The following is a 13,387-nucleotide window of genomic DNA, read 5'->3' on the forward strand; positions in this document are numbered from 1 at the left end:
CCCGCTTCTTCAGCTGACCTGCCACCTTAACAACGCATGATCAGGGAGTGGCTTGCTCACCTTACTTCAGCAAGTCCTTGACCTTGTCCAGCGCCGCCACCGCGCACTGCTCGTCCAAGTGGCCACCGGGCGCGCCACCCACACCCACAGCGCCGATGACTTCGGTGCCCACGCGCACAGGCACACCGCCGCCCAGCAGCAGGAAGCCGGGGATGTGCACCAGGTTGGCGGCGGCGGGGTTCTTCTGTGCGCCGTCCATCATGGCCAGGGTGTTGTTCTTGGCCGAGGCCGAGGTGAAGGCTTTGTCGTGGCTGGCGGCCAGGGTGTGGGGGCCGGCGTTGTCGGCGCGGTGTACGGCGCGCACGCCACCCGCGCGGTCCACCACCGTGGCGGTGACGGCATAGCCATTGGCCGCGCAGGCGGCCACGGCCTGGCTGGCGATTTGGCTGGCCAGCTCTAAGGACATATTGCGCTCAGTGCGCACGGCTTGGGCTTGGGCAGCGCCGCTGGCCAGCAAGGCCAAAGTGAGGGAAGCGAGGGCTTTGTTCATGGTCTTCTCCGAAGTGAATAAGGGGTGTGCAACACACCGGCCTTCACTGTAAAAACCATGCGGTTTGACCACCATCCGTGCGGTGACGCGCGGGCTTCCGTAAAACTACGGAGCGGCGCTGCCCTCGTCTTCCACCAGCACCGCATAGTGGCGGATGAGCTGGGCCAGCGAGCTGGCCTCCAGCTTGGCGAAGAGGTTGGCGCGGTGGGTCTCCACGGTGCGGGGTGAGACCCCCAGCGCGCGGCCCATTTCTTTGTTGGTCAGGCCTTCGACGATCAGACCCAGCACCTCGCGCTCGCGCTCGGAGAGCTGGGCATAGCGGGCGCGGGCCACGCGGTCGTCTTGCAGGCGCTCGCGCGAGCGCACGTGCTGGCGCACAGCGTTGTGCAGGGCTTCGAGCAGGGCCTCGTCATTGACGGGCTTTTCCAAGAACTCGGCCGCCCCGGCCTTGAAGGCGCGGCGGCACATTTCCACCGTGCCGTGGCCGGTGAGCATGATGATGGGCTGGTCCACCCCTTGGGCCACGAGCTGGTCCAGCACGGTCAAACCGCTGAGGCCGGGCATGCGCACGTCCAGCACGATGGCGCCGATGGCGTCGCGCTCAAAGTCCCGCAAAAAGGCCAGGGGCTCAGCCCAGGCCTGCACCCGCAGGCCAACGGTGGAGATGAGCAAGGAGAGGCTCTCGCGCACGGCCTGGTCGTCGTCAATGAGGTGGATCAGCGGGGACAGGGGCGCGCTCATGGCAGGGGCAAGTAGATGGTGAACACCGCGCCGCGTGGCGTGTGGTGGCTGGCCTCGATGCGGCCGTCGAGCCGGGTCAGCAGGGTCTCGCGCAGGCTCAGGCCCAGGCCCATGCCTTCGGGCTTGGTGGTGAAGAAGGGCTCGAAGAGACGGCGGCGGGTGTCCTCGCTAAAGCCAGGGCCGCTGTCTATGAGGCGCAGCACGGCCCAGGGGCCGTCCGCGTGCAGCTTGATCTCTAAGCGGCGCTCTGGCGCGGGCACTTGGGCCAAGGCCTGAACCGCATTCATCAGCAGGTTGTGGATGACCTGCTCCAGCGCCACCGGCTCTGCCTGCACCTGCAGGGCCGGCAGGTCTTGCTGCACCTGAACCTCGGCCTGCGCCAGCTCCGGCGCCAAGAGGTGCACCGTGCGCTGCACGGCTTGGGCCAGGTCCAGTGACACGCGGTCGCTGGCCTCGGGCCGGGCCACGGTGCGGCGCAAGCGGGCCACCACCTCGGCGGCACGGTGGGCCTGGCTCACGGCTTGAGCCATGGCTTGGCGGGCCGCGCTGGCGTCGGCGGCATCGCCCTCCTCATCCAACAAGCGGCTGGCCGCCTGGGTGTTGGCCACGATGGCAGTGAGTGGCTGGTTCAGCTCATGGGCCAGGCCCGCTGCCAGCTCGCCCAGGGCATTCAGGCGCGAAACCTGGCCCAAGCGCAGCAGCTCTTCGGCGCGGGCCTTTTGTTCGCGCTGGGTGCGCCATTGGCGCCACAGCGCCAGCAGGCCAGCCCAGCCCACGCAAGCGGCCAAGATGGCCAGCCAAGGCAGCTCGGCCCAGCTCACTTGGCGCTGCAGGCTCAGGCCAAAGGCTTGGCTCTCGGAGGCCAAGGGCTTGCGCACCTCAAAGCGCCAGCCGCCGGGGCTGGTGCGGCCGGGCTGCACCACCCAGGCTTGATCGTCCCGCAGCACCGTCACGGCCACGGGGCTGCTGTCACGCGGCAGCGGCCACTCGGCCCAGGGCACGGTGGCTTGCAGATCGATCAGCAAGGCCACCGCCGTTTGCGGCCCGGCCCGCAGCAGGCCATAGCGTCCGGGTGAGCCGGGCACGGGCAGCACTTGGGCCAGGGCGGTTTGCCGAGAGCGGGCTTCGGCCGCAGCCCACTCAGCCGCCGGCCAGGGGCCATCCGCTGGCTGGCGCAGCACTTGAAGAAGCTGCGGGTAGAGCTGGCGCAAGGTGGCGTCAGCGCCCGGTGCATCCGCGGGTGCGGGGTAAAGCGTCAGGGTGACGAGCACCGCGTCATGCTGGGCCAGGCGCTGGCTGAGCAGTCGGTGGGCAATGCGGGCGTCCAGCTCAAAGGCGTCGCGCAGCTCACCCAGCCGCCATTGGGCCAGGGCCACGGCGGCCAGCGCCGTGCCCAGCAGCCAGGCCGCCAGCCACTTGCCGTGATTGCGCTCAAACCATGTCATGGGTGGATGGTAGCGGCTCAGCCTGCACTGGCACACAGCAAAGGTGATCGTGGGCAAGGCCTGCTGTGCGGACAGCGTGAGCCAAGGCTTCAGCTTTCACCCACTTTGGCCGATATCCAGTCGACTCAGACCCCTCTCACTCGGTCGGTAGCGCCAGCCGTTGACCGAACAGACTCAGACATCAAGCCCTTCGATCCATGCTCGGTTCTTCAGCACCGCCTCGTCAGCGCCTAGGCAGCCGCCCGCGCCGGGTGCATGGCTTCACCTTGATCGAGTTGATCTGCGTGATCGTGATCCTGGGTGCCTTGTCAGCCACAGCCCTCCCCAAGTTCAGTGACTTTCAGCGCGACGCACGATTGGCCGTGGTGGCAAGGACGTCTGCGGAGATCACCGGCGCTGCGCGAATGGCCTATTACAAGTGCTTGCTGATCGCAGGTTGCTACGTCGCGTTCAGCGGAACCAAATTCGTCGCGCCATCTGGTGTCAACGGCGCTACCTATTTCGGGTGGCCGACCGGACAAACCCGGCCGAATGACTTCCAGGGCATCAAAGATTGGGTCACTGTCTCGGGCTTCACCGTGCATGAAGTGAACACTGCTGTCGCTGAGTTTCGTCTGATTGGCTCGACGACCCCAACGGCCTGTCTGGTGCGCTATACGGAAACGGCCACTTTGGGCACGGGGCCACAGATCGTCACTGTCACCACGGGTTGCTGACGCTCAGCCCTGCGGGTGCCCATCCACGATGCGGGTCAAGGCGCGGCTGAGCCGCATGCGGCGGTAGGCGCCCCCGGCATAGCGGGAGACACGGCTGTAGTAGCGGGCTTCCAGGTCGGCCACCATGGCGGCATAGGCTTCGGCCACGTCATCGTCCAGCGCAAAACCGTCGTAGTTGACGATCACGCCCACGCGCTGGCCATCGTGCTGGACCACGGCTTCGCAGTGGGCGCTGACGGCGGCGCGGATCTGCGCCACGTCGTCCAGCGTGCGCACGCGCAGGTGCTGAAAGTCCAGGAACAGCAGGTGGCGCTGCACGTCCAGGTGCAGGCGCCCGTCCAGCCGCAGGCTCATCAGCATGTGGTGCAAGCCCATGGGGCCGGGGCTGAAGATGCTGGCGTCCATCAGACGGGGTTCGTCCACCAAGGGGGCAAAGTCCATCTGGGCCAGGATGTCACGCTCTATGTTGACGCCCGGCGCCACTTCGGTCAGGCGCAGGCCGCCCACGGTCAGCTCGAAGACGCAGCGCTCGGTCACGTAATGCACAGGCTGGCCGCGCTCTGCCGCACGCTGGCCGGCAAAGGTGATCTGCTGCACGGCTTTCTTGAACTTGCGCTCCCGGCCTTCGCGCAGGATCTGCAACTGGCCGCCTTCCACAGCCACCTTCAGCCCACCGGCGGTGAAGGTCCCGGCAAAGACGACTTGGCGCGCGTTTTGTGAGATGTTGATGAAGCCCCCGGCCCCGGCCAAGCGTGAGCCAAAACGGCTGACGTTGATATTGCCCTGCGCATCGCACTCGGCCATGCCCAGCACGGCCAGGTCCAGCCCGCCGCCGTCGTAGAAGTCGAACTGTTGGTTCTGGTCGATCACGGCCTCGACGTTGTAGGCCGCACCAAAATTCAGGCCCCCAGCCGGCACGCCGCCGATGACGCCGGGCTCTGCCGTCAAGGTGATGAGGTCCAGCACGCCTTCTTCGTTGGCCACGCTGGATACACCCTCGGGCATGCCAATGCCTAGGTTGACCACGCCGTCCACTGGCAGCTCCAGTGCGCAGCGGCGGGCAATCAGCTTGCGCTCGTCCAGCGGCAGGGTGGGCAGGTGGTCCAGCGGCACCTGGATCTCGGCCGAGAACGCAGGCGAGTAGGCCGTGGCATAGGTCTGGCGGTGGGTCTCGGGGGTGCTGACCACCACGCAGTCCACCAAGGTGCCTGGGATGCGAACTTGGCGCGGGTCCAGCGAGCCCGTCTTGGCAATGCGCTCGACCTGGGCAATGACGACGCCGCCCGAGTTGTGCGCCGCCATGGCCATGGCCAGGTTGTCCAGCGTCAGCGCCTCGCGCTCCATGGTGATGTTGCCGTGGGCATCGGCTGTGGTGCCTCGCACAAAGGCGACGTGAATGGGCATGGCGGGGTAGAACAACCACTCTTCGCCGTCGATATGCATCAGGCGCACGCGCTCGTCGGTGCTGCGGGCGTTGATGCGGCCTCCTTCTTGGCGCGGGTCCACAAAGGTGCCCAAGCCCACCTTGGAGAAGGTGCCGGGCTTGCACGCTGCAATGTCGCGGTAGAGCTGTGAGATGCACCCCTGCGGCAGGTTCCAGGCCTCGATCTCACCGGCCAGGGCCAATGCCCCCAGGCGCGGAATCAGACCCCAATGGCCGCCAATCACTTTCTTCAACAGGCCAGGTTGGCCTAGGCGGTTCAAGCCTTGCTCGGCGCCATCGCCTTGGCCTGCCGCAAACAGCAAGGTCAGGTCGCGCGGGGTGCCGGTTTTGTGGAAGCGCTGGGCCAGGGCCTGCAAAAGGCAGTCGGGCGTGCCGATGCCAACAAAGCCCGAGGTGGCGAGCGTGTCGCCCGCGTGGACGACGGCCACGGCTTCTTCGGCCGTGGTGATTTTGTTGCGCATGGGTGTGTCTCCAGCAGGCGCTCAGGGGCGCCTGTGCTGAAGCTGTTGTAGCGCAATGACGGGGGCTCAGCGCCCCTGAGATTCCCTACTCAATGGTCGCGCCGCTGAGCTTAACCAAGCGGTCCCACTTCACCGCTTCCGCCTTGACGAACTGCGCAAAGTTGGCCGGCGTGTCGCCTACGTAATCAGAGCCGGTGTCGGCCAGCACCTTTTGGAACTCGGGCGCCTTCATGACCTTGATGGCTGCTGCGTTGAGCTGCTCCACCACCGCAGGCGGGGTGCCTGCCTTCACAAAGCAGCCGTACCAGGCGTAGGACTCGACGCCCTGCACGCCGGCTTCGGCCATGGTGGGCACGTTGGGCATCAAGGGTGAACGCTTGGAGGCGGTGACCGCCAAGGGCTTGACCTTGCCCGACTTGATGTGCGGCATGATGGCCGCGAGGCTGTCGAACATCATGGGCACGTGGCCGGCCAGCAGGTCGGCAATGGCAGGGGCCGAGCCTTTGTAGGGCACGTGGGTGAGCTTGAGCTTGGCCGCGTCCATGAACAGCTCAGCCGTCAGGTGCTGCGGCGTGCCATTGCCCGAGTTGGCGATGACCATGCCGTCGGGCTTGCTGCGGATCTGCGCCATCAGTGCTGCCACATCGTTCACGCCTAGGCCGGGGTGGGTTACCAGCACCAAGGGCATGCGCATCACATTCGTGACAGGGATCAGGTCCTTGGCCGGATCAAAGGCCATCTTCTTGTAGAGGCTGGGGTTGATGACGATGGGCGCGCTGGAGGTAACCAACAGCGTGTGGCCGTCAGCCGCCGCCTGCACCACACCGGCCGTGCCCAGGTTGCCACCGGCACCGGCTTTGTTCTCGACCACCACGGTCTGGCCCAGCACCTCTTGCAGGCCTTTGGCCAAGGGCCGAGCGGCGATGTCGGAAGGGCCGCCGGGCGGCCATGGCACCACCATGGTCAAGGGCTTGGCGGGCCAGCCTTGAGCGCGCACGCTGGTGGCTGGAAGCAAGGCCATGGCGGCCCCAAGGGCAAGAACTTGACGGCGCTGCGGGGCGCCGGATTGTTGTTTGGACACAGAGGTCTCCTTCAACACGACCAAGAAGGAGCAGAGTCATCCCAACCTCGGGCACGGATGATGGTTCCGCTTTGCCACGACACTGCTTGGGCCTGTTAACACTACGGCAAGGGGCGCGAAGCGCCGACTTGGGGCGTCCTTCTAGGCGCAATGCGCCGCCCGCACTGGTGTGCGGGCAAGCGTTGCAACGACGAGGGGCACCCCAAGTCGCCGCTTCCCTCCGGGTTGTGACCAAAAAGGGCGCATGCGGCGTTGCAAATCCTCGCCGGGCGGATAGCCCGGCTACGGCTTGCGCCTTGCCTGCGCTCTTTTTGACTCACAACGCGTTCCCTTGCCGTAGTGTTAACAGGCCCTCATCTGCCGCCGATCAGCGGACCAGCGCAATGTATGAATTTGTCAGCTTCGCGTCATCCGTAGTCCCCACACGGCGTGGGGGGAGCCTGCCCTTGCTTGACGCTCCCGCGTGAAGCAAGGGCAGTCCTTTGGCCTTAGGCCGTTTTGAGCGCCACTGTATCGAAGGGCAAGCTACGCAAGCGCTTGCCCGTGGCCGCAAAAATGGCGTTGGCCACGGCCGGGGCGATGGGCGGCGTGCCGGGCTCGCCAATGCCGCCAGGGGCGTCGGTGCTGGGCACGATGTGCACTTCCACCCTAGGCATTTCATTGAAACGCATCAAGGGATAGTTGTGGAAGTTGCCCTGCTCGACCTGACCGTCTTTGTAGGTGATCTGGCCATAGAGCGCAGCCGTCAAGCCGAACACCACGCTGCCTTCGATTTGGCGGTGGATGATCTCCGGGTTGACCACCTGCCCGCAGTCCACCGCCGCCACCACGCGGTGCACGGTGGGCGTGCCGTCTTTGGCCACCGAGACCTCGGCCACTTCAGCCACCACCGAGCCAAAGCTGGACACCACCGCAATGCCACGGTGGCGGCCCGCCGGCAGCGGCTTGCCCCAGCCGGCCTTTTGCGCGGCCAGCTCTAGCACCTTCAGGTGGCGCGGGCTCTTGCCCAGCAAACCACGGCGGAACTCGAACGGGTCTTTGCCTGCGGCATGGGCCAACTCGTCGATAAAGCCTTCCATGAAAAAGCTGTTCTGCGAATGGCCCACCGAACGCCAGAACCAGACTTGCGGCCCAGGCTCGGCACGGGCATAGCTGATGCGCTGGTGCGGGATGTCGTAGGGGTGGTCGGCAATGCCTTCCACCGCAAAGCTATCCACACCACTCTCGGGGATCTTCATGAAGCCCGAGGCCGCCATGATGGACGGCGAGGCCACGCTGGCGGTGAACAGCACGGGCTTGCCCGCCGCATCCACACCACCGCTGAAACGGGTGACCGCCGCCGGGCGGAAGTAGCCCGCCGCCATATCGTCTTCGCGGGTGTAGATCAGTTTGACGGGGGCCGCTGCGATCTTGGAGAGCAGGGTCGCGTCGATCACGAAGTCGGGTGCAAAGCGGCGGCCAAAGCCCCCGCCCAACATCATGGTGTGGACCTTGACCTTGCCCGGCTGTACGGAGGCCACTTGCGAGAGGATGCCTTGCAGCGGCCCCTGGCTTTGCGTGCCCGCCCAGATCTCCACCTCCTCGCCCTTGACCCAGGCGGTGCAGTTCATGGGCTCCATGCAGGCATGGGCCAAGTACGGGGCTTCGTAGACAGCGTCCACACGCTTGGGCGGCTGCTGCGCAGCGGCATCGCCCTCGGTCTTAGCCACCGCACCGGGTGTCGCAGCGGCCTCGCGCAATTGCTGGCTGATCTTGGCGCTGGAGAGGCCGGCTTTATCGCCCCAGTCCCAGCTCACTTTCAGGGCATCCCGGCCCTTCTTGGCGGCCCAATAGCCGCTGGCCAGCACGGCCACACCTGAAGGCAGGCTGATGACCTGCTTCACGCCCTTGACGGCCTTGGCGGCCGCGTCGTCCACGGTGCCGGGCTTCACACCGGGCAAGGGCGAGCGCAGCATCACCGCCACCAGCATGCCGGGCAGGTTCACATCAATGCCGAACTTGGTGCTGCCATCCGTCTTGCCTGGGGTGTCCAAGCGCAACAGCGGCTGGCCGATCAGCTTGAAGTCTTTGGCCGCCTTCAGCGGTGGGTTGGCCGGCGGTGTTTGCTTGGCCGCCAGGGCCACCAGCTCGCCATAACGCAGGCTTCGACCGTCGGCGTGGTGCACGCGGCCCACTTGGGTGCGGCATTTGTCGGGCGTGGTCTTCCATTGCTCGGCGGCTGCCGCCACCAACATGGCGCGCGCCGCCGCACCGGCCTTGCGCACCACCTCCCAGTGGCCGCGCACGGTGGTAGAGCCGCCGGTGGCTTGCATCTGAAACGCCGGGTTGTTATAGGCCTTGTCCACCGGCGCTTGCTCCACCCGAACCCGGCGCCAGTCAGCGTCCAACTCCTCGGCAATCATCATCGGGATGGCGGTCAGCACGCCTTGGCCCATTTCGGCCGAGCCACACAGAATGGTCACCTCGCCATCCGCCGTGATGCGCAGCCAGGCGTTGGGCACAAAGTCACTGGCAGCGTTGGCCGTGGCCGCGCGGCTGGTGCTGGGCAGGGTGAAGCTGAGGGTCAGGGCCGTGGCGCCAGAACCCGCCAGAAAGCCACGGCGGGTGGTGGCCAGGGTGTCATCCGTGAGTGTCTTGTTCATGGTGCTCAAGCTCCTGCCGTCAAGATCACCGATGCGCCTTTAACGGCGTCGCGAATGCGGTTGTAGGTGCCGCAGCGGCAGAGGTTGCCACTCATGGCTTGAGTGATGTCGGCGTCCGTCGGCTTGGGGCGTCGTGCCAGCAGCGCGCAGGCACTCATGATCTGGCCCGACTGGCAGTAACCGCACTGCGGCACATCCTGCGCCACCCAGGCGGCCTGCACGGCCTTGCCCACCTTGCTGTTGCCTACCCCTTCAATGGTGGTGACACGCTTGCCCGCCGCCGCCGACAGCGGCGTCTGACAAGCCCGCACGGGCTGGCCGTCCAGATGCACCGTGCAGGCCCCGCACAAGGCCATGCCACAGCCAAACTTGGTGCCCGTCAGTTGCAAGTCCTCTCGCAAGGCCCACAGCAGCGGCATCTCAGGGTCGGCATCCAGGGTCACGGCTTTGCCGTTGACGGTAAGTTTCATGGTGTGCTCCACAGGGTTCGTGATGTGCGGCGCATGTTGCCTCAATCCGCGATGCCTGTCAGACCCTAGGCTATTTGCCTGGCCTACACTCTTCACCCAATAAAGAGAGATTTGAGGAGTCGCCTGGTGCCTGATTGCGCCCTGTTGCCGCATGACTGCGGCCATCACCCGTCATCACCGCCCGGCTTGCAGGAGCATGAGTCATGGCTTTGAGCACCGACGCGGTCCTCGCCTTGGCCCCCGATGAGTCGTCGGTGAAGGCAGCACGCGGGCTGATGAGCCCCGCCAAGTGGCCGCTGTTGGGCCACGACGACCTGGCCGCATGGGGCGAGTGCCAAGGCAGCGGCAGCAAGCCCTACCAGACCCAGGTGGACTTATCAGGCCCGGCGTTTCGCTGCTCCTGCCCCAGCCGAAAATTCCCCTGCAAGCATGGCCTGGCCTTGCTCTTGATGCGCTGCGACGCCCCCGAGCGATTCAGCCACACCGAGGCCCCAGCCTGGGTGCAAGCCTGGCTCGCCAGCCGCCAAGACAAGGCTGAAAAGCAGGCCGATAAAAGGGCCGCCAAAGAAGAGCAGCAAGCCCTCGCCGCTACGTCGCCGGCGTCCTCTGCCAGCGCCGAGGCCAGCAGCACTCAGCGCCAAGAAAAGCGCTGGGCGCGCGTAGAGGCTGGGATGACCGAACTAGAGCGCTGGTTGGCCGACCTGTTACGGCAAGGCTTGGCCACCGTGCAGCCCAGCCATGCCGCAGCTTGGCGCGCCTTTGCGGCCCGCATGGTGGATGCACAAGCGCCCGGGGCGGGCCAGGCCTTGATCGACGCAGCGGACACCATCGGCGACGGGGCCGACTGGCCCGATCGATTGTTGGCACAGCTAGGCCGCTTGCAACTGCGCATTGATGCGGTGCGCCAGCGCCAGCACTTGAGCCCTGCTCAGCTCGCCGACTTGCGGGTAGCGCTGGGTTGGCCCTTGGATCGCGAAGAGATTGCCCAGGATGGTGAGGCTGTGGCCGACCGCTGGACGGTGCTGGCACAAATCACCCAAGAGAAAGACCGCCGCTTGCAAGAGCGCCGAGTTTGGTTGTGGGGCGAGCACACTGGCCGCATGGCCTTGGTGCTGGACTTTGCCCATGCGCAGCAAGGTTTTGACCAGGCTTGGCTCACCGGCACCAGCCACGAATGCAGTCTTCAGTTTGCACCCAGTACACAGCCCTTGCGCGCTTGGGCAGCGGAGCGCCCACCGGCGGGCGAGAGCAAGGCCTGGCCCCCGGCCACAGCGCCCGGTTTGGCACAGCCCTGGCAGGCATTGGCGCCGGTGGTGCTGAGCAGTGCTGTGCTGAGGCGTGGGCCGGACCCTGAGGGCCATTGGTCTGTCCACAGCCCGCAGGGCCATTGGCCACTGCACATTCCAGACGAGGAGGCCTGGGTCTTGTTGGCCCTGTGCGGCGGCCATGGCTTGCGCCTGTTTGGTGAATGGAACGGCCAGCTTCTGCGGCCATTGCGGGCCTTGAATTCCGAAGGGGATTGGCAATGGCCCGTAGGAGCCTTGTCATGACCCGATGGCGCTCTTTGATGCCCGTCGCGCTGGTGGGCACCGACAAACACAGCGGGCTGGAGACGGCGCTGTGCCAGTTGAGGCTGAGTGATGCTGGCCCCACAGAGCATCCCGCCCACGAAGCCTGGGATGCGTTGACACTCGCCCTGCGGCAACCCTTGAGCCCCGACACCGCGGCCCAGGTGCTGCTGCGCACGGCCGGCTGCCTCAGCGCTGTGGAGCGTGCCGCGCACCAAGCCCCTGCTGCGCCAGCGATTGCAGCCCCCCCTTCCCTGGACGACGACCAAGCGGCACTGTTGCAGGGGCCTTGGCCGGAGCGGCTGTCTCAGGTCTTGTCGCAAGGGCCTGCAGCGCTGCAGTATGAAACTTTGCAGACACTGCATCTGCGGGGCTGGCGCCTGCCGGCACGCTTGCTGCCTCAAGCCTTGACACTGGCACGCCAGCAGCCCGCATTGCGAGAGATCACCAGCGCCACCGTCGGACAGCGTGGCCGCTGGCTGGCCCTGCAATCAGCCCACTGGCGCGATGCACTGAGTGCCCCAGCTGACCCGAGCGAAGAAGACTGGCTGCATGGCAACACCGCCGCTCGCCAGGCCTTTTTGCGCCTAGAGCGCGAGCGGGACCCGAGTGCCGCACGGGCACGTCTGCAATCCAGCTTGCCCGAGTTGGCCGCGAAAGAGCGTGCCGACTTGTTGCCTTGCCTAGCGCTGGGCTTGAGCGGTGAAGACGAAGCCCTGTTGCAAGCCTTGCTCAAAGACCGCGCCGCCGATGTGCGCCGCTGGGCGGCCGCGCTGCTGCTGCGCCTGCCGAACAGCGCCCACCGCCACTACATGGTGGCGCAGGCTACGCCACTGCTGCAGAGCCAGAGTGCCTTTCTGGGCCTGGGCAAGCGGTGGGTCTTGGAGACCCCGGCCCAGGAAGACCCCGAGTGGAAGGCCCATGGCATAGAGCCTGTGCGGCCCAAGCATGACAGCCTGGGGGAGCGGGCATGGTGGCTGTATCAAGTGGTGCGCGGCCTGCCCTTGGAGTGGTGGAGCGAGCACACCGGCCTGAACCCCGAGGCCTTGGTGGAGTGGTCCGCCAAAACCGATTGGCGCGAAGCCCTGCTGCGTGGCTGGCGTGATGCGCTGGCCGTGGCCCCGGCCGACGCGCAAGAAGCATGGGCCTGGGCCCTGCTGGGCGCGGAGGCGCAGGGCGCTACAGGCCTGGACGCCGATGCATTGCGCGGCCTGCTCAGCCCCAGCCGCCGAGTGCAGCTGTGGGCACAACAGCTGCGTCAAGAACCGGCGGCCGTTTGGGCGATAGCGCAGAACATCGTGGCCAGTTGCAGCCCCGCTGATCGACTGCCGCCCGAACTCTCGCAAGCCCTGGCGCGGGCTGCTGTGACCAAAGTTCGCAGCGAGCTCAACCAAACGCAATCCGGCTGGGCCTACCCAGCCCGCCAGTGGATGCCCCTCCTTTGTGCCCACTTAGACCTCAGCGCTTTACCGCTGCTGGCCCAGCTCAGCACGCCCGATGACCCGACACCCGCTTTCATTGAACTGCAAGCCCAACTGATGCGCTTGCAGAACCTGCGCCAAGCCTTGACTCAACTGCCTTTGCCAACACCATGAGCGCCAACTTTCTTCGCCAACACGCCGAACACCAATACGCCGAAGAGCTGCATGAGCTCAAGAAGGCCGACCAGCGCCAGCGCCCACCCAACTGGCAGCTGTCACCTTGGGCCGTGGTCACTTACTTGCTGGGCGGCAAGCTGGACAACGGCTTCACCGTCAGCCCCAAATACATCGGCGAGCGCCGCTTGATGGAGATCGCCGTGGCCACCTTAGCCACAGACCGCGCACTCTTGCTGTTTGGCGTGCCGGGCACGGCCAAGTCGTGGGTGTCTGAACACCTCACGGCCGCGGTGAGCGGCGACTCCACCCTGCTGGTGCAAGGCACCGCTGGCACCAGCGAAGAGCAGCTGCGCTATGGCTGGAACTATGCGCAACTCTTGGCCCACGGGCCGTCCGAAGCCGCCCTGGTGCCCAGCCCCATGATGCAGGCCATGCGGCGGGGCCAGATCTGTCGGGTCGAAGAATTGACGCGCATCCCTGCGGATGTGCAAGACACACTCATCACCGTGTTGTCTGAAAAGACCTTGCCCATCCCCGAGCTGGGTAGCTGTCAAGCCCCGGGAGATCATTCACACGTTTTGTGAAGAGCTTGGGGTGTGAGGCGTGCCATTTTTTCAGGGCCTCGATGGGGGTCTGGTGGTTGAGGGCGCGTTGAGGAATTCGATGGTTGT

At 66.0% G+C, this 13,387-nt stretch carries 10 protein-coding genes and 1 pseudogene; 4 read left to right on the top strand and 7 right to left on the bottom strand.

All coding sequences use genetic code 11. The features are described from left to right. Positions 1–61 precede the first annotated feature (61 nt). From ACIQ3Q_RS14760 to ACIQ3Q_RS14770, 3 genes are all read right to left on the bottom strand, one after another. Complete coding sequence (locus tag ACIQ3Q_RS14760; RefSeq protein ID WP_396269896.1) at positions 62–550, bottom strand: heme-binding protein; 489 nt, start codon at positions 548–550, stop codon at positions 62–64. A gap of 105 nt (positions 551–655) precedes the next feature. Then, positions 656–1,291, bottom strand: coding sequence for a response regulator transcription factor (locus ACIQ3Q_RS14765; RefSeq protein WP_396269897.1), 636 nt, complete (start codon positions 1,289–1,291; stop codon positions 656–658). Beyond that, positions 1,288–2,736 carry a sensor histidine kinase gene (locus ACIQ3Q_RS14770; RefSeq protein WP_396269898.1) on the bottom strand — a complete coding sequence of 483 codons (1,449 nt, stop codon included), beginning with the start codon at positions 2,734–2,736 and terminating at the stop codon, positions 1,288–1,290. Before ACIQ3Q_RS14770 ends, ACIQ3Q_RS14765 begins: the two co-directional genes overlap by 4 nt. A 197-nt stretch (positions 2,737–2,933) precedes the next feature. Between ACIQ3Q_RS14770 and ACIQ3Q_RS14775 the strand changes: the two genes are divergently transcribed. After that, the gene (locus tag ACIQ3Q_RS14775; protein WP_396269899.1) at positions 2,934–3,452 is read left to right on the top strand and encodes a Tfp pilus assembly protein FimT/FimU; all 519 of its coding nucleotides are present in this window, start codon (positions 2,934–2,936) and stop codon (positions 3,450–3,452) included. A gap of 3 nt (positions 3,453–3,455) precedes the next feature. Here the strand turns inward: ACIQ3Q_RS14775 and ACIQ3Q_RS14780 are convergent, their stop codons facing one another. The 4 genes from ACIQ3Q_RS14780 to ACIQ3Q_RS14795 all read right to left on the bottom strand — a co-directional run bounded on the left by ACIQ3Q_RS14780 (position 3,456) and on the right by ACIQ3Q_RS14795 (position 9,550). Continuing rightward, complete coding sequence (locus ACIQ3Q_RS14780; RefSeq protein ID WP_396269900.1) at positions 3,456–5,357, bottom strand: acyl CoA:acetate/3-ketoacid CoA transferase; 1,902 nt, start codon at positions 5,355–5,357, stop codon at positions 3,456–3,458. 85 nt (positions 5,358–5,442) lie between these two features. After that, a complete protein-coding gene (locus ACIQ3Q_RS14785; protein WP_396269901.1) occupies positions 5,443–6,438 on the bottom strand; it encodes a Bug family tripartite tricarboxylate transporter substrate binding protein in 996 nt (331 codons plus the stop codon). Between the two features lie 488 nt (positions 6,439–6,926). Continuing rightward, positions 6,927–9,080 (bottom strand): molybdopterin cofactor-binding domain-containing protein, encoded by a 2,154-nt coding sequence (locus ACIQ3Q_RS14790; protein WP_396269902.1) that lies wholly within the window; start codon positions 9,078–9,080, stop codon positions 6,927–6,929. Positions 9,081–9,085: 5 nt separating this feature from the next. Next, entirely contained in the window at positions 9,086–9,550 is a 465-nt protein-coding gene (locus ACIQ3Q_RS14795) for a (2Fe-2S)-binding protein (protein ID WP_396269903.1), read from the bottom strand. A gap of 203 nt (positions 9,551–9,753) precedes the next feature. On the opposite strand from ACIQ3Q_RS14795, the gene ACIQ3Q_RS14800 reads away from it, so the two are divergent. The 3 genes and pseudogenes from ACIQ3Q_RS14800 to ACIQ3Q_RS14810 form a co-directional block, all read left to right on the top strand. Further along, positions 9,754–11,100, top strand: a complete 1,347-nt coding sequence (locus tag ACIQ3Q_RS14800) for an SWIM zinc finger family protein (RefSeq protein WP_396269905.1) — start codon at positions 9,754–9,756, stop codon at positions 11,098–11,100. Continuing rightward, the gene (locus ACIQ3Q_RS14805) at positions 11,097–12,713 is read left to right on the top strand and encodes a DUF5691 domain-containing protein (protein WP_396269907.1); all 1,617 of its coding nucleotides are present in this window, start codon (positions 11,097–11,099) and stop codon (positions 12,711–12,713) included. Before ACIQ3Q_RS14800 ends, ACIQ3Q_RS14805 begins: the two co-directional genes overlap by 4 nt. Then, positions 12,710–13,264: pseudogene (locus ACIQ3Q_RS14810) on the top strand (AAA family ATPase); the annotation flags it as partial. The gene ACIQ3Q_RS14805 and the pseudogene ACIQ3Q_RS14810, both read left to right, overlap by 4 nt. Between the last annotated feature and the right edge of the window lie 123 nt (positions 13,265–13,387).

Origin of the sequence: Ideonella sp., from assembly GCF_044358605.1 — a bacterium.
Taxonomy (GTDB): Bacteria; Pseudomonadota; Gammaproteobacteria; order Burkholderiales; family Burkholderiaceae_C; genus Ideonella.